Source organism: Streptomyces uncialis (assembly GCF_036250755.1).
In the GTDB taxonomy this organism is placed as follows: domain Bacteria; phylum Actinomycetota; class Actinomycetes; order Streptomycetales; family Streptomycetaceae; genus Streptomyces; species Streptomyces uncialis.
Genome location: NZ_CP109583.1, coordinates 3,747,973 through 3,763,234, shown reverse-complemented (window position 1 = coordinate 3,763,234; position 15,262 = coordinate 3,747,973). Strand labels below are relative to the sequence as shown.

The 15,262-nt window shown below is 69.0% G+C and carries 24 protein-coding genes; 23 read left to right on the top strand and 1 reads right to left on the bottom strand.

Annotation, left to right across the window (positions count from 1 at the left end; genetic code table 11):
• The first annotated feature begins 4 nt into the window (after positions 1 to 4).
• The 23 genes from OG711_RS15415 to OG711_RS15305 all read left to right on the top strand — a co-directional run bounded on the left by OG711_RS15415 (position 5) and on the right by OG711_RS15305 (position 13,705).
• Positions 5 to 433, top strand: coding sequence for a hypothetical protein (locus OG711_RS15415; RefSeq protein ID WP_329022546.1), 429 nt, complete (start codon positions 5 to 7; stop codon positions 431 to 433).
• 1 nt (position 434) lies between these two features.
• Positions 435 to 755, top strand: coding sequence for a hypothetical protein (locus OG711_RS15410; protein WP_329022548.1), 321 nt, complete (start codon positions 435 to 437; stop codon positions 753 to 755).
• An 82-nt stretch (positions 756 to 837) separates the two neighbouring features.
• The gene (locus tag OG711_RS15405; RefSeq protein ID WP_329022550.1) at positions 838 to 1,179 is read left to right on the top strand and encodes a hypothetical protein; all 342 of its coding nucleotides are present in this window, start codon (positions 838 to 840) and stop codon (positions 1,177 to 1,179) included.
• A gap of 120 nt (positions 1,180 to 1,299) precedes the next feature.
• Entirely contained in the window at positions 1,300 to 1,836 is a 537-nt protein-coding gene (locus OG711_RS15400) for an antirestriction protein ArdA (protein ID WP_329022551.1), read from the top strand.
• 101 nt (positions 1,837 to 1,937) lie between these two features.
• Complete coding sequence (locus tag OG711_RS15395; protein ID WP_329022553.1) at positions 1,938 to 2,159, top strand: hypothetical protein; 222 nt, start codon at positions 1,938 to 1,940, stop codon at positions 2,157 to 2,159.
• Positions 2,159 to 2,479 carry a hypothetical protein gene (locus tag OG711_RS15390; protein ID WP_329559512.1) on the top strand — a complete coding sequence of 107 codons (321 nt, stop codon included), beginning with the start codon at positions 2,159 to 2,161 and terminating at the stop codon, positions 2,477 to 2,479. The genes OG711_RS15395 and OG711_RS15390 overlap by 1 nt, the downstream gene beginning before the upstream one ends.
• 65 nt (positions 2,480 to 2,544) lie before the next feature.
• Positions 2,545 to 2,889 carry a hypothetical protein gene (locus OG711_RS15385; RefSeq protein WP_329022556.1) on the top strand — a complete coding sequence of 115 codons (345 nt, stop codon included), beginning with the start codon at positions 2,545 to 2,547 and terminating at the stop codon, positions 2,887 to 2,889.
• The gene (locus OG711_RS15380; RefSeq protein ID WP_329022558.1) at positions 2,882 to 3,430 is read left to right on the top strand and encodes a hypothetical protein; all 549 of its coding nucleotides are present in this window, start codon (positions 2,882 to 2,884) and stop codon (positions 3,428 to 3,430) included. The genes OG711_RS15385 and OG711_RS15380 overlap by 8 nt, the downstream gene beginning before the upstream one ends.
• A 72-nt stretch (positions 3,431 to 3,502) precedes the next feature.
• A complete protein-coding gene (locus OG711_RS15375) occupies positions 3,503 to 4,756 on the top strand; it encodes a DNA cytosine methyltransferase (RefSeq protein WP_329022560.1) in 1,254 nt (417 codons plus the stop codon).
• 49 nt (positions 4,757 to 4,805) lie between these two features.
• Positions 4,806 to 5,189: a hypothetical protein gene (locus OG711_RS15370; protein ID WP_329559511.1), complete on the top strand. Its 384-nt coding sequence runs from the start codon at positions 4,806 to 4,808 to the stop codon at positions 5,187 to 5,189.
• A 14-nt stretch (positions 5,190 to 5,203) separates the two neighbouring features.
• Positions 5,204 to 5,773, top strand: a complete 570-nt coding sequence (locus OG711_RS15365) for a hypothetical protein (protein WP_329022564.1) — start codon at positions 5,204 to 5,206, stop codon at positions 5,771 to 5,773.
• The gene (locus OG711_RS15360) at positions 5,770 to 6,276 is read left to right on the top strand and encodes a hypothetical protein (protein WP_329022566.1); all 507 of its coding nucleotides are present in this window, start codon (positions 5,770 to 5,772) and stop codon (positions 6,274 to 6,276) included. The genes OG711_RS15365 and OG711_RS15360 overlap by 4 nt, the downstream gene beginning before the upstream one ends.
• Positions 6,277 to 6,292: 16 nt before the next feature.
• Positions 6,293 to 6,655: a hypothetical protein gene (locus OG711_RS15355; RefSeq protein ID WP_329022568.1), complete on the top strand. Its 363-nt coding sequence runs from the start codon at positions 6,293 to 6,295 to the stop codon at positions 6,653 to 6,655.
• A 52-nt stretch (positions 6,656 to 6,707) separates the two neighbouring features.
• Positions 6,708 to 6,917 carry a hypothetical protein gene (locus tag OG711_RS15350; RefSeq protein ID WP_329022570.1) on the top strand — a complete coding sequence of 70 codons (210 nt, stop codon included), beginning with the start codon at positions 6,708 to 6,710 and terminating at the stop codon, positions 6,915 to 6,917.
• The gene (locus tag OG711_RS15345; protein WP_329022573.1) at positions 6,914 to 7,270 is read left to right on the top strand and encodes a hypothetical protein; all 357 of its coding nucleotides are present in this window, start codon (positions 6,914 to 6,916) and stop codon (positions 7,268 to 7,270) included. The genes OG711_RS15350 and OG711_RS15345 overlap by 4 nt, the downstream gene beginning before the upstream one ends.
• Positions 7,271 to 7,287: 17 nt before the next feature.
• On the top strand, positions 7,288 to 7,539 hold the full coding sequence (locus OG711_RS15340) for a hypothetical protein (RefSeq protein ID WP_329022575.1): 252 nt from the start codon (positions 7,288 to 7,290) through the stop codon (positions 7,537 to 7,539).
• 5 nt (positions 7,540 to 7,544) lie between these two features.
• Complete coding sequence (locus tag OG711_RS15335) at positions 7,545 to 8,135, top strand: deoxynucleotide monophosphate kinase family protein (protein ID WP_329022577.1); 591 nt, start codon at positions 7,545 to 7,547, stop codon at positions 8,133 to 8,135.
• A gap of 139 nt (positions 8,136 to 8,274) precedes the next feature.
• Complete coding sequence (locus OG711_RS15330) at positions 8,275 to 8,709, top strand: hypothetical protein (RefSeq protein ID WP_329022579.1); 435 nt, start codon at positions 8,275 to 8,277, stop codon at positions 8,707 to 8,709.
• Between the two features lie 240 nt (positions 8,710 to 8,949).
• Complete coding sequence (locus OG711_RS15325; RefSeq protein WP_329022583.1) at positions 8,950 to 9,219, top strand: hypothetical protein; 270 nt, start codon at positions 8,950 to 8,952, stop codon at positions 9,217 to 9,219.
• A gap of 23 nt (positions 9,220 to 9,242) precedes the next feature.
• Positions 9,243 to 9,398 (top strand): helix-turn-helix domain-containing protein, encoded by a 156-nt coding sequence (locus tag OG711_RS15320; RefSeq protein WP_329027736.1) that lies wholly within the window; start codon positions 9,243 to 9,245, stop codon positions 9,396 to 9,398.
• 66 nt (positions 9,399 to 9,464) lie between these two features.
• Positions 9,465 to 10,739, top strand: coding sequence for a tyrosine-type recombinase/integrase (locus OG711_RS15315; protein WP_329022585.1), 1,275 nt, complete (start codon positions 9,465 to 9,467; stop codon positions 10,737 to 10,739).
• A 399-nt stretch (positions 10,740 to 11,138) separates the two neighbouring features.
• A complete protein-coding gene (locus tag OG711_RS15310) occupies positions 11,139 to 11,828 on the top strand; it encodes an RNA polymerase sigma factor (protein WP_073784058.1) in 690 nt (229 codons plus the stop codon).
• Complete coding sequence (locus tag OG711_RS15305) at positions 11,828 to 13,705, top strand: hypothetical protein (protein WP_329559510.1); 1,878 nt, start codon at positions 11,828 to 11,830, stop codon at positions 13,703 to 13,705. Before OG711_RS15310 ends, OG711_RS15305 begins: the two co-directional genes overlap by 1 nt.
• 376 nt (positions 13,706 to 14,081) lie before the next feature.
• Here OG711_RS15305 and OG711_RS15300 read toward each other — a convergent pair whose 3' ends face one another.
• Positions 14,082 to 15,131: a L,D-transpeptidase family protein gene (locus tag OG711_RS15300; protein ID WP_073784060.1), complete on the bottom strand. Its 1,050-nt coding sequence runs from the start codon at positions 15,129 to 15,131 to the stop codon at positions 14,082 to 14,084.
• Positions 15,132 to 15,262 lie beyond the last annotated feature (131 nt).

The window sequence follows — 15,262 nt, the reverse complement described above, 5'->3', positions numbered from 1 at the left end:
ACCTGTGCGCAACTTCAAGCGCGCCTGGTCCTACTCGCTCTTCCCCAAGCTGAAGCACCTGGTGGGGATCGCGTCGGCCGCCACGGCTAGATCTAACCTCACCCTGAACCCCTGGGCTGAGCTGCGCAGACAGCGCAAGGCGATCATGGCGCTGGTCCGCGCTTCCGGCGAGATCGTCAACAGCTACGAGCGGGAGATCAGCAGCCTGCGCACCGCGACGGACACCCTCTCCGCCCTCTTTGACGACTCCATGCTCGCGTGCCATCTTGCCGCAGGGCTCACCTGTGCCGAGGTGGATCAGCTCGCCGACGGCTTCCTTGCCGCCGGGCGTGAGGACATCGCCGATCTCTGGCTGACCTGCCACGCGGAAGGCGACACCGACGAGGGTGACCTGCACATCAAGGAGCCCGCCGAGTACGCCGTGGCGGCCTGAGATGACTGTCACCACTTGCGACTTCTGCGGCTCCCGGTCCGCGACCTTGCTCTACACCGTGCCCGAGGAGAACATCCCACTCCTGGTCGCGGAGGGCCAGTCGAGTGCCGTCGCCCTGCCCGCTGACGACGGTCTGTGGGCGGCCTGCGCCACCTGCGCGTCCTTTGTGGATCGGAAGGACATGGCTGGGCTGCTGGCCCATGTCCTCGCCAGCGCCCGTGCCCGCCGAGTGGCGTTTGTCGAGGACCCCCTCTTCCACGCACTTCTCATCGGCAAATACGCCCCCCTCATGGTCGAGGGCACGAGCAAGGTCGACCTCTGACCAGGGTGTCAACTTGTAACAACAGCCCCTCCCGCGTTGGAGGCAGGGAGGGGCTGTTTCCCGACAGAGCCAGGAGAAGAACATGAACCCCCCTGCCCCCGAGGCCGAGAAGGCCGCCCGCGAGGTCACCAAGCGTCTCGTCCGTGAAGGCCGGATGCGCCGGGCCGAGGCAGCGCGCCTCCTCCGCGACGGCTTGCCCATCATCTTGAACGGATTCGCCGTGGCTCGGATCAACGGAAGGCCAGAGGCGGCCATCACCGCCGAGCTGGAGGCCGCCCACGCCGAGGCCGAGCATCGATTCTCCACTGCCCGGACCGCCTTCTCCCGCAGCCTCGCGGAGAAGGACCGCACGGTGGCCGATTTCGCCATCGCAGCCTGGGGCGGAATCCGCCGCGACCTGGCTAACCACCTCGCGGCCAACTGATCACAGGCGCAAAGGCGAAACCCCCTTCGGGGGTCGGCGGGAGGCGGTTCCTCCCCCCTGAAGATGCCAGCCCGCATACCGCCGTGCTCGGCGGGCCTGTACCGAAGCGAGGAACATGCGATGTCCACAACCACCACCGTCCGGCCCCGCGCCTGGATCGGCTGTCTGGCCTGCTACAACGCGGGCCGACTCGTCGGCGACTGGCACGACGGCGATGTAGCCGGTCTTGTCACGCCCGAAGACCTCCATGGCCGCCCCACCACCCACGAAGAGATGTGGGTCATGGACCACGAGAACTACTGCGGCGCGATCACGGGCGAGTGCTCTCCCTCGCACGCCGCAGAGGTCGCCGAGGCCCTGGCTGAACTCGACGAAGGGGATGCGGAGGCGTTCGCCATCTGGATGCGCCATTGGGGCATGTACGCGGATCGAGACGAGTGGGTGGATCAATTCCGCGACGCCTACCGCGGATTCCATCGGAGCGAGGCCGAATATGCCCAGGAGTGGGCCGAGGAGATGGCCAGCCCGGAGGAGGTGGCCCGTATGAACACCTGGCCGTTCAGCGAGATCGACTGGGACCGCGCTGCCGAAGTCCTCTTTGCCGACCTTCACGCCGAGGCGTCGGCCGGCGGCGTCCACGTCTTCTGGTGCGAATGATCACCGAGCCCTGCGTCGAGTGCGGCCACACGCCCGAATTGCTTGACGAAGACCTGACCTGCACCCCTTGCCGCACCCGCATCCATCTGGAGGGAATCCCTGTGAAGAAGACTGTCAAGTTCCCGGTCGAGATCGTCACACACGGCGAGATCGAGATCACCGTCGCAGTGCCCGAGGACTTCCTCACCGAGGAAGGCGAGGTCTTCGACGAAGACGGCCTCCGCGACTGGCTCAACGACAACCCGAGCACATGGCATGACATCGTCCCGGCTTTCGAGGAGATCCAGTCCCAGGAAGTCATCGAGATCGCCAACGTCTACTGATGCGCCCGGCGATCCCCGTGACCGAACAGATCAAGCATCTCGTCAACGAGCTGGACGAGACCATCAAGGCCATGCGCCAGGAGCCCGAAGAAGGGCAGTCCTGGTCCTGGGCGGACGAGCACGCGGCGGGGCTGAATGTTGCCGACGCGGCTGAGGCGCTGATCCTCGCCCTCCCCTCCGGCATCTGGCCGTCGTCATGGTTCGTCGAGCCGGAAACCGAGTCGCAGGAACGTTCCGTCGATGTCGATGTCGATGCCGATGCCGATGCCGATGCCGAAACGCCGACAGTCGGCGAGCTTCACCGGCTGCTCTTCCCCTGAAACCGACACGCCCTCGTCCCTCCCGTTGGAGGAGGGAAGGACGAGGGCTGCCCGAAAGGATACCCATGAGCGAGATGACCTGCCGAGACTGTGACCTCGGAGGGTACTTGGTACGCCCCGGCGGCCTAGTCCAATGCACCGAGTGCAGGCGAACGACGGCCATCAGCGACCTCTACCAAAACCCCGACACGACCTGGGACGTGTCCGATTCCATGCTGCTTCAGCAGTACCTCAACCCAGATGCCTGCCTGGCCGCGCTGGACGACATCGCCCGCTGGGACACGGGGGACTGGGCCAAGGCCCAAGAAGCCCTGGGTCACTACAGGCGCCTCGTCGCCGAACTGTCCGCGTCGCTACACGTCGGCCTGCGCCCTGCCCTAGCGCCACACCGAGGACCCGCCCATGACTGACCCCGAGTACGAAGCCGTGTACGAGTTCCCCGAGGGGAAGCTCTACATCAACATCCTCCCTGCGAGGTCCGGCAAGGAGCATTGGGGCGACGAGTGGCAGCGCGTGACAAACCACCGGCTGTCTGTCAGCTCGTCCGGCCGGGACGATGAGCCCCTCAAGATCCGCGGGCGCCGCTACCAGCTCGGTATCGCCTTCGCTCGAATTCCCGCCCAGGCAGAGGTCTGGCTACGAGCCCGGAGCGACGAGCCCGAGCTGTTCCAGTGGGACAACTCCCTCCGGCGCTGGTCGATGACGAACGGGGACGGCAAGGAGCTGGGCTGGAACACCGCCGCCCGGGAGCGCTTGGCGGAGATTGCCGCAGAAGCCGCCCTGCGCTTCGAGAACGACCACCCCGAATGGCGCCTCACCAGCGAACGCCTGGAGATCGAGAACGAACTCCGTGAGGCCGAGGCCGCCATCAGCATCGCCCGAGAGTCCGTGGTGAAGGCGGAGTCTCGCGCTGTCAGACTCCGCGTCCAGATTGCCATGTACCCCGTCTGATCGACACCGCGCGTGGCCCGCCCCTCCCGCGTTGGAGGCATGGAGGGGCGGGCCGCGCTGGAGAAGCCCTTCATGTTCACCCTTGTCAATGCCCCCTGCCCGGACGCGCCCTGGCTGGCGGAACAGTGGACCACCAAGCAGCTCGAAGCCGTCGCCGGACCATGGCCCGTGCGCTGGCTCTTCCCCCCGAATCCCGGCGACCCGCCACGGGTCGTGTACCCCTTCAGCGGACCCGGCGGCCTGGAGACCGGCATCAGGGACGTGCTTGGGATGGACCTCGACATCGTCGGCATCGAACTGAAGGCCGACGCATCCGCCACCGCCGTCAGCGCCGGGTTCCAGCGGATCGTCGCGGACATCCGGACACTTGACCCCCACCATCCGGCCCTCCGATGGACTACCGGACTCCTGCTCACTGCCCCGTGCCAGTGCTGGACCCCGGCCGGCAAGCGCGCCGGACTCGACCCTCACAACCAGCAGATTTTCCTCGACATGCTCACCTGCGCATGGGAGGCGACCATCGGTGTCTGGCAGGACCAGGAGTGCTCCGAAGACTGCCCGACCACCTGCTTCGACTGCTTTGAAGGCTGGTCGGGCCCGATCTATGGGCTCGATGAAGTACGAGGTATGGCAGTCGAGTTGACCGACGCTCGCATTGGCCTCCTCGCCGAAGTGGTCATCTGGGGCCTCGGCCTCTCCGTCGCCAGCGACGACTTCCGCTGGATCGCCATGGAGCAGTCCAGCGCCCTTCCCGAGGAGATCATCGAAGGCATCCGCGACGAGTTCGTCTGCGCCGGGTGGCTCTCCACCGACTTCCACGTCCTCGACGCCGTCGACTACGGGCTTGCCAGCCGCCGGAAGCGGGCGTTCATGCTCGCCTCCCGGCACACCTTCCTCGACCCTGACCACGTCAAGCCCGTCGCGGACATCCCCACCACCAGCGCGGCCAGCGCCCTTGGCTGGCCCGAAGGCATCCGCGTCAACACGAGGGGCGAGCGCAAGACGGCTGGCGGGAACTGCTGGTCGGCGGACAAGCCCGCCACCGCCATCACCAGCAAGATCAGGGGCTGGTACTGGGAGCACGACCCGGCACGCAGGTTCAGCCTTGACGAGGCCGCCCTTCTCGTCGGCTTCCGCCCTGGATACCCGTGGACCGGCTCCCGGTCCGGCTGTACCCAGCAGATCGGCGACGTGGTCGCTCCGCCCATGGGCGCCGTCGTTGTCGGCAGCCTCCTCTCACGCCCGTGGGAAGACCGGCTCCGTCAGTACCTCGCCGACATCTATGACCACACGCCCAGCGAGCGTGGACACGCGCTCGCCGCATGACCGAAGAGGGATCATGTCCGGCTTCCGGCACCGCCCGAACCTGCTGCTCATGTCCATCGCCCGAGCCCCGCTGGACTGCGCTGTGTGTGAGGCCGACCGCCTCACATCCATGGCCGACGCCCGTACAGCGATCTGTACGGCGACCGGCGTCGCCATCGACGCCATCGACCCGACCACCGGCTACAACCACTCCCACAGCGCGTACCGGCGTGCGCGGCAGTCCTGGATCGACCTCATACGCCAGCACGGTGCCAGCGAGTTCCACGAGGTCTGCGACATCGCCGAGGCCCGCGATAAGTGGACCGGGATACGCGCCGACTTCGTCGAGGACGACTGGCTGACCGCCGCGTACGACGCCCACCGCGAGCACGTCGCCGCCCTCGGCCGTCCGTGCCGCAGGGACAACTGCGTCGTTCACTACCCCACCCCCTGATCGAGAGGAACGCCATGACCGAGATCATCACCTCTGGCGATGCCCGACTCCGGGCCCGACTCGTCACCGACGAGTACGCCACGAACCCGCGGCAGAACCACGACCACCTGGGCTACGTGATCACTATCGACACCCATCTTGGCCACTACGCCCCCGTGGACGAGGAAGGCGGCCCCCTGGCGCACGGCTGGAGCCGGGTGAGCTGGAACCGGTGGAAGGGAGTCGAGATATTCACTCGCTGGGCTCGGATCTTCCACGGCGCCATCGTTGTTGAGTCCCGTCCCCCGCAGGGCGCCGTCTCCCTCTGGTACCTGATGCCCGAAGACGCTCAAGACCTCGGGCTCTTGCCCGAGGCGTACCTCAACGCCGAGCGCGAAGAGTACGAGGCATGGGCCGCAGGAGAGGCATTCGGCATCATCATCGAGCAGTCCGTCGAATGGCAGCGGACGGACGGCCGCAGCGGGGCCCTCACCACCTGGGCCGAAGTCGACTCCACCTGGGGGTACTACGGGTACACCTGGGCGTCCGCCGAAGCCCGGCGAACCCTCGCGCGCCACGCCGGCACCCCGGAGCTGGCCGCATGAACACCACTGCACACCTCGGCTGCCCGAAGTGCCGATCAACCGCCATTGCCCTCCAGCCCCGCGAGTGGGCCCGCTGCGCCGCCTGCTCGTACGGCGGCACATGGGGTGAGTTCCAAGTCTGCGAATGCTGGGGTTACGAGTGCCCGCCCATCACCGTCCATCGCGAATCTCATCAGACCGTCCCCCTCTCGACCGGAGCCTTCCTCGGCGTCCGCGTCGAGCAGGGACTTGCCGGGGACGTGATGCTTCACGAGAGGAATCCATACCACCTGGCCGGCCGCAGCCGGATCTACTGGTGCGGCGGCAGGCTCCACCTAGCGGTGGGCGACGAGACCCCCCTCATCCCCATGAAGAACCCTCGCTTCGAGACTGCGGGTACCGCCGATGACGCCGCAGAGCTGGCCATCGCCTTCTTCGCGGAGTGCGCAGAGGTCAGCATCCAGCACGCCCGAGCCGAAGGCATCCCCGTTGAGCACTGCTACGCCCACTATGTCAACCTGTAACAAGCGCGAGGTTTACATGAGCCCGAACCGCGACACCTGGACCACCGAACAGATCCGTGCCGAAGACCTCCAGCCCAACGATGTGGCCCTCTTGGCTGGACGATGGCGCGAGGTGCTCTATCACTACCGTTGGAACGACGACCCCACGTACGACTTTTGCGATTGGGACCCAGCGCTCCAGCAGGTTTTCGGGATCATCAGCCGCGCCGGGAACAGATGGATAGCAGTCGCACTGATTGACGACAGTCCCAGCGCGACCGACGAACCTGAGAGGGAGATCGTCGCCTTCCTCTGGTGCGACCTCGTCACCGTGCAGAAGAGGGTGCCCCGCGAGCCGTCAGCGGGCAAGGCGTCCCCTCCCGGTGACGCAGCCTCCTAGTCAGCTCCCGCCTGACACCCCCCGCACCCCCTACACCCTGAAGAGAGAGATCGTGAACGTGCACGAGAAGCTCGCGGCGGCGCTGGACCACCTGAGCGAAGACGAGCGCCAGACGCTGATGAAGGACTTTCGCAACGCGATTCTTGAGAAGGCCGCGAGTGTCCTCGACTACACCGACGACGGCAGGTGCGGGCTGGCTGACTGCTGCGGCCTGCACGCTGATGACTTCGCTTCGATCATCCGCGCAATGAAGGCCAAGTGAGTCATCACCTGCGGAAGCGCCCCGAAGGCCGCCTTCAGTGCACCCGATGCCGGGCGGCTTTCGTCACCCGCGAGAGCGCCGGCCGGGCTCGCTTCGACTGCCCCGATGAGGCGCTGGCGCACGGACTCCTTGGCCAGCGCGAGCACGTTGTGTACCCGACCTGGTCGAAGGACCGCTCCTGCTCAACCTGGGGCTGCCCCGACCCCGACCCCGCCCACGACTTCCACGGGCCCGACCCGTTCTGCGACGAGACCGCCTGCGGCACCTGCCTGCACGACTGCGACTGCGACGTGTGCGAGGGCCGCGCCACCGCCCCCGGCCTGTACCGGCTCATCGACAGCCGCGAAGTCTGACACCGAAAGGGACCACCATGCCCACCCCGAAGTACCGCCTCCACCTCCCGCCGTTCAGCAGCCCCGAAGAAGCGCTCGAATGGTTCGACGGCCTCCGCCGCAGCGGCGCGTTCCCGGAGGCGGCCGAGCTGTTCGAGCCGGACTCGCTAGACAAGGCACGGCACGGATACACCTCCCGGGACCTCATCATCGGTCGGCGCGGGGATCGAGCCCCTCAGCTCGCCGTCCGCAACCATCCCCGGCCGCGGCAGGCAAGGACGCAGAAGTAGGGAACATGAACGTGATCACAGGCACCCCCACTCTCATCGGCTTCGCGGGCGCCGCCCGCTCAGGGAAGGACACCGCCGCCTCCGTTCTCGTCGAGCGCGGCTGGCAACGGAGAGCCTTCGCGGACAAAGTGCGGGACATGCTGTACGCCCTCGACCCGGTCCTTATTGACCGGCATGACGCCTTCGGCGGACGCGGCCTGCGTGAGCTGGTGGACGCGTACGGCTGGGAGAAGGTCAAGCAGGTCCACCCGGAGGTGCGCGGCTACCACCAGCGCCTCGGCACCGAGGGAGGGCGGGAAGTCCTCGGCCAGGACGTATGGGTCGATGCGCTCTTCCGCGACCTCGACACATGGCGGGGCCGGCCGACTGTGGTCACCGACGTGCGGTTTCCCAACGAGGCGGAGGCGATCAAGAGCAGGGGAGGGCTCGTTGTCCTCCTTCACCGCCCGGGACAGTTGCTCATCGACGGGTCGGACCATGTCAGCGAGAACGCACTCGGGGGCTGGGCCTTCGACGCCACTGTGATCAACGGCGGCGACATCGGAAGCCTCCGTCGATCCGTGATCAGTCTCACCAGCATGTCAACCTGTGACTGATGTGTTAACCTGTGACAAGAAGGAAGGGGTCGTGAAAGCGACCCCCAGCAGAGACGGCTGAAGAAGGAAGACCCGTGTACCTGTCACCTGACGTAGATGCCCGTTGGCAGCCGGAGTCGGACGATCCGTTGGCGGCTGCGTGAGAATCACCCCCCGCAAGGAGGAGGTGGCCGCCGTGGTGGCGCTCTTGGAGGACGACTCCTTCGAGAGCGCCGGCCACCTGGCGAAGGCTGTAATCAAGGAAGTCGGCGAGATCCTCCAGATGAGGGACTGGGTCGCCCTGGTCCACACCTGGGAAAGCGGCCACCGCGGACTGAACTTCGCTCCCTTCGCCTCCGAGGCCGAGGCTCGCTCCTTCGCCTCCAAGATGGCGTTCGGCGGCACGGGCCGCCTGGTGCCGCTCCACTCCCCAGGGGTGATGCTCGCCAACCACGACGGCAAGGGCAAGAAGTGGAAGGGCTACTGCCAGAACGAGCAGTGCACTCACGCCCCGTTCACTCACTCCGCCGCCACGGCGGCCCGGGGCGCCTGTCAGATCCCCACCTGCCCCTGTAACAAGTACCAGCCCGCGTAGAACAGAGAGCCCCCTGATGAAGCCCGTCGAGTGGCGGTCGTGCGGGTGCAGCCCGAAGCGCGGCTTTGCCGACCTCTTCGCCGCCGAGAAGGCCCTTGGCAGAGCGCAGGCGAAGCGCGATCGGCACGCCGAGCGCCTGGGCGTCCGCCGAGGACTCGCCCGCGAACACCGCATCTACGGATGCGAACACGGCCTTTTCCACCTCACCAAGCAGAACCGGCGTCACCGAGGAGTAGTCGCATGAAGCCCACCCCCCAGGCCATCAACAACGGATGGAGCTGGGTTCTCGGCTTGTCGGGCGAGGAGTGTCGCGTGCGGCGGCACCCCGACCCCAGCCCCGTGCAGACCCTTGCCCAGGTCGCGGAACTCCTCGGCGTCGACGACCCGGCGCGAGTTCCGGCCGTCGTCCGTCAGCTTCAGCAGGATCGGAAGCGGGCTCTCGAATCAGCGGCGAAAGCTTGGTCAGCCGTACACCATCTCCTCCAGGAGGGAAGGGGGGAGACCGCGTGAGCACTGCCGAACCTTCCGGGCTTATGTCGCTCGATGAGGTTGCCAGGTACCTGGCAGTACCGAAGAGCTGGGTCTACGGCAACTGGAAGGGGCGGGGAATCCCGTTCAAGAAGGTCGGGAATGCCCTTCGCTGCCGACCTTCAGACCTGGATGAGTGGCTCGACCGCCAAAGCCCCTAGAGAGAGGCAGCGGTCGAGCGTAAATCAGTCCGAGGCAATCGGGCGCGAGAGTAAGGAGGCCCATGGGTGGCGAGAAAGGGTAACGGCCTGGGAGGCTCCCCGGTCGAGATCATAAGGAGCGGCCGGCCGAACACCTGGGGGGTGAGGACGCCCCTCCACTACGATCCGGTGCAGGGGAAGAAGATTCGTTTCTGGATCGGCCGCGACTACTCGACGAAGACCGAGGCGAGCCGAGCCCTCAACAAGTGGATGGCAGAACACGACAGCGGAGCTGTCGTACCTCGCTCCGACATGAAGTTGGGCGACTGGCTGGACAAGTGGTTCGCCGGACATCGAGTTGAGGACACCACTCGCTCCGGTTACGAGCCGAAGATCAGGCTCCACATCAAGCCGCACATCGGGTCCAAGAAGCTCAGGGACATTACCGATGACGATCTGGATGCCCTTTATCGAATGCTCGAAACTGCGCCCTGCTCGTCGAACGGGGGAAAGCCCCTGGGGGCAAAGTCGGTTCGCCACATTCACAACATCCTTTCGGGTGCCTTCGACGCCGCAGTCCAAAAGAAGTTGATCCCGGCGAACCCGGCGGCCACGGCCAACCCGCCCACGCTTCGGCAGATCAAGTCGCAGGGACGCAAATTCCAGACGCTCGACGATGCGGACACCTCCCGCTTCCTCACCGACATCTGGGCACCCTGCGGAAGGCGGGGGTGCGGCCCCCTGCACGGCTGCACGCGCGACGCGCCGCTGTGGACCGTCTACACCGCGACCGGCGTCCGGCGTAGCGAGGCTCTGGGGATGATGTGGGACCTCGTCCATTGGGACGAGTGCGCGATAGAGCTGGAGTGGGTCGTCGTCGAAGTCGGCAACCAGAGCGTCTTGCGCCGCCTGACCAAGGATGGCGACGACAACGCGATCATCTACGTTGATCAAGCCCTGATGAGTGTGCTGAAGGTTCAGCGCGAGCGTCAGGAGATGTGGAAGGAGAAGGTTGGCCCGCTCTGGACCGACCACGGCCTTGTCTTCGCCCGCGACGGGTACATGCCCCGCAAGGGCGGCCTGAGACCCGGCGATCCGCAGGACGCCGGCCAGGTGAGCGCCCGGTGGCGGACGGTTCGGAAGAGGCTGGGCCTGCCGGAGCGGTTCCGTGTTCACGACTGGAGACACAGCAAGGTGACCAACGACCTGGACGCCGGGGAGAACCCGGTGGAAGTATCGGCAAATGTGAGGCACCACTCACCCGGATACACGATGGCCCAGTATGGCAAGCCCCGCGTCGCAGGTGCCCGAAAACTGGCGTCAGGAACGGCCCGGCGCATCGGCCTGGGGGAGGTCACGTGAGTCGCCTGACGCGCTGGTCACGCTGCTGGTCATGCCACCCCCGTGGGACCAGTAAAGCCGCAGGTCAGGGCCGCAGAATTAGTAACGACGACCGGGGCCGCCACCCCCCACAGGAGAGGCCCCGGTCGCCGCACGGCACGGGCCGCGCGGCGGCCCGTATCTAGTACTGCGCCAACGGCTCGATTTGTGTCACACCCCACTCGTCCGAGGGGTAGTTGCGTCTTGTACAAACATGGACGCGAACCCATTTCAGGCCGTAGCGTGCGTTTCGCGCCGAGTGCGGGCCATCAAGGGCCGCGGTCATTCAGGGACCGCGACCATTGAGGGGAGTACCACGACGGTGAACAGCCGGTTCCGCGGAAGCGGCGCCGGTTCGGGCGCAACGAGGGAGTGCGTTGAGTGCTGGGGGACGACGCGGAGTTGACCGCCGCGGTGCTGGCGGCTCAGCAGGGGGATGACGGGGCGTTCCGTACTGTGTACCGCTCGGTGCACCCACGGCTGCTGGGCTATGTCCGCACGCTGGTCGGTGACCCGGACGCGGAGGACGTGACCTCCGAGGCGTGGCTCCAGATCGCCCGCGACCTCGACCGGTTCAGCGGCGACGCGGACCGCTTCCGGGGCTGGGCGGCGCGGATAGCGCGCAACCGCGCCCTGGACCACATACGCATGCGCGGACGCAGACCCGCGATAGGTGCCGACGAGACGGAGCTGACCGGTAAGCCCGCGGAGTCGGACACCGCCGGTGAGGCGATGGAGGCACTGGCCACCAGCCGCACCCTGTCGTTGATAGCGCGCCTTCCGCAGGACCAGGCCGAGGCGGTCGTGCTGCGGGTCGTCGTGGGGCTCGACGCGAAGACCGCCGCGCAGACCCTCGGCAAACGTCCCGGCGCCGTCCGCACGGCCGCCCATCGCGGGCTGAAACGTCTCGCCGAACTGCTCGGCGACGAGCCCGAAGAGGATGATCCGGCGCCGACCGGACGCCTCGGGGGGCGCCTTGACGCGGTGCCCCCACCCCGCCGCCCACCGGCCCGCGCGGGCACGCCCGCCGGTGTGACGCATTCGCGAACGCGGACGCTGAAGGACATGTGATGCCCGACGAGCAGGACCGGTGGCTGGACCGGGAGGCGGCGGAACGCCTGCTGCGCGGGGAGCCCCCGAAGGCCGTCGGCGATCACTCACGAGAGCGTGCCGACCGGCTCGCCCGCCTTCTCGACGCGTTGGCGGCGGAGGCGGCCCGGCCCCCCGGCCCGAACGCCCCACTCCGGTCCGGCCACTCCCGCAACTCCGGCCCCTCCAGTCCTTCCAGCCCCTCCACGCCTTCCGGTCTCTTCGGTTCTCCTGGTTCTCCTGGTTCTCCTGGTTCCTCGGGTTCCTCCGGTTCCGTCGGCCCCTCTGGTTCCTCCCGTCCCTCCGGCCCTTCGGCGTCCGGCGGTGAACTGCCCGGCGAGGAGGCGGCGGTGGCGGCGTTCCGCGCGGCCCGCGCCTTCCGGTACGGCGGCCGGCCCGGGATCGCGGGGGCCCGCGTCGACTCCTGGACCGGGCTGGGACTCCCCGGCGCGGACCGGTTCCGCGCCGCCGGGACGGGCGGCGGTGCCGTGCCGCACGGAACGCCGCGGCCGAGCGGGGCCCCGGGAACGTCCGGCGACCGGGACGGGTCCGGTGAGGGGGACGGGGTCGGTGACCGGGACGCGCTGGGCGGGTTCGGCACCCACGGCACCCACGGCACGCGGGATCGGCGTGGCGCTCGTGGTGGACGCGGTACCCAGGGCGGACGCGGTATCCACGGTCGGGACGGCGGCAGCGGGGGACGCGGCGCCCGGGACCCGCTCGGTGCGCGCGGCGGATTCGCCGGGTTCGAAGGGCCCGGCGCACTCGGCGGACCCGGCGGGATCATCGGACCCGGCGCCCTCGACGGGTTCTCCGGGCGGGGTTCGGACGCAGGCCCCGACCTGGACCCCGATCCGAACCCCGACCTGGACCCGGACCCGGAGCTCGGCACGGACGCCGGGACGATCCGGATCACGGGTGCGCCGGGGCCGGGCCGCCGTCGGCCGCGCTGGGCGAAGCCGGTCCGCTTCGCCCTCGCCGCCACACTGGCCGTCGGCATGATCGGCGGGGCCGCGTTCGCCGCGGGCACCGGAGTGCTCCCCCTGCCGTTCGACGGCGACGACCGGCGGCCCACCGCCGCGGCGGAGGGCGCCCCCGCCCGGACACCGTCGCCCCCGGTCCCGAGCCCTTCGCAGTCCGCCGCCGACCCGTCCCGCCCGCCCGCGTCCGGTACGGGCAAGAGCGTGCCGAAGTTCTCACCGGAACCGCCCCCGGGCCTGAGCGCGGGGCCGAGCCGCACCGCCGGGGGCACCCAGAAGCGGATGCGGGTCCCCACGGACTGGCGCAGCGGTCAGGTCACCGCGTGCCGCGCGTACGAGCGGGGAAAGCTGGACGCCGAGGGCAGGCGCGGACTGGAGAGCGCCGCCCGGGGCCCGGACCGGGTGGCCCGGTTCTGCGAACGTCTGCTCGCCCGCCACGGCGAGGACGACCGGCCCGGCGAGGACGACCCTTCGGACGACTCCTCCGAGACGGACGGTGACGGGGACGGGGGCGATCAACCCGGTTCCGGCGGCAAGGGGGCCGGCGGCAGCCACGACCACGGCCACGGCACCGACGGCCGCAAGGGCGAGGGGGACGGCAGGGGGGAAGGCCGCGGCGAGGGCCGGGGACGGGGCGGCGGTCATGGCGGGGGCGGCGCACCCGTGGGGGGACGACCCGTGGTGGGGCAGTCGCCCGATCCCGACCCCTTGATCAGCCACGAGCCGTCCGCGCCCGCCACCGCGCCCACCTCCGGCCCGGTACCGATGCCGGTCCCCGGCCCTGGCGCCTCTCCCTCGGGCGGCGTCACCCCGTCAGGCACTCCCGGACCGACACCTCCCGCGCCGACCGCTCCCGCGTCGGCCACCCCTTCCGCGTAGCCGCGACCCGTCCCCGCGACGGCCACCCCTTTCCGCGGGGGCGCAGTCCCTTCCGCAGGGACGCAATCCCGTCCGCGTGGACGCGACCCGCGCCCGGTAACGGCGAGTACCAGCCACATCACTCCCGCACATTCGCCCCATATATCCCAACTGTCCCCCCTCCCACCTGCACTGTTCCCGTCATGGGAGAGGTTTTTCCCGCCAGGTGTGACGTTTTGCCGAAGCATGGCGCAGTATCAAGTGGGCCGACTGGTCATCGGCCATGCACGAGCCGGGGTTCCCCCCGTACCTTCGGCTCGTCGCCACTGGCGCGGGCGGGACACGTTCCCCCGGTCCCGCCCGCGCCACCGTGACATCCCCCCGGTGACGTACACCGTCACCAATGGACGATCACCTTGTCGCCGTCGCGCACCTGCTCGAACAGGGCCGCGATCGCCGCCTTGTCCCGGACGTTGACGCAGCCGTGCGACGCGCTGCCGTAGCCGGTCGCCGCGAAGTCCGACGAGTAGTGGACCGCCTGGCCGCCGCTGAAGAACATCGCGTACGGCATCGGGGTGTCGTACAGCGTCGACACATGGTCACGCGATTTCCAGAGCACCCGGAACGCGCCCTCGCGGGTCGGGGTCTCCCGGCCGCCGAAGCGGACGTCCATCGTGGTGCGGACCTTGCCGTCGATCAGCCAGCTCAGGGTGCGCGAGGTCTTGCTGACGCACAGGGCCCGGCCCGTGAGGCACCGCGGGTCGGGGGTGTCGGCGGGGCGGCCCCCGTCGGCGTACAGCTCGTCGTCCGTCGGGCGCGGTGTCATCGCGGTCAGCCGCTGCCAGGTGACGGTGTCGACCGTCCCGGTGCGGGGCAGCCCCCGCTTGCCCTGGAAGCCCCGGACCGCCGTGGTGGTCGCCACGTCGTACGTCCCGCTGGGTCCTTCGAGGAGCCAGGCGATCCGGCGGAGCCGGGCCTGGATCTCCCGGACCTTCGGCCCCCGGTCGCCCGGCCGCCACAGCACCCTCGCCGGGGGCGCCGGTACCCGGGTCGTCCGGGGCGGCCGTGGCGGTGGGACCGGCACCGGGTCCCCGGTGCCGGATTCCCGCACCTCCGGTATCCGGCTCTGGGTGCCGCGCCTCGGCTTGTTGTCGGCCGGTGCGGTGCCGGAGGGACGGGTGGGGGCCGCCGTACGGCCCGGGTGCGCCGTACCGGACGGGGTGCTCCCCGGGGACGCGGCCGTCGCCCCCCTCGGCTGGGAGTACGCCGGAGCCCGGCTGACCGGTGCGGCGCCCGGCCCCCGCCGGTCGCTGACCGTGGTCTCCCCGCTGTCCGCGACGTACGCGGAACAGCCGCCCGCCAACGCCGTCGCGGTGACCACCGCGAGGGACGTCCGCCAGGCCCGCGTACGCGCGCCTGGCGGCGCGACCCGACCGCCGGCGGCCACGGTTCCCGGTGGCGGGACCCGTCCGCCGTCGGCCGCGGTCCGGCCGCTTCGGCCCTCACCCCTGTACTGACGCATGACCACACTCCCACCGGCTGTCGGACCACCGGTTCGTCGTCCCCGTCCTGTCCGTT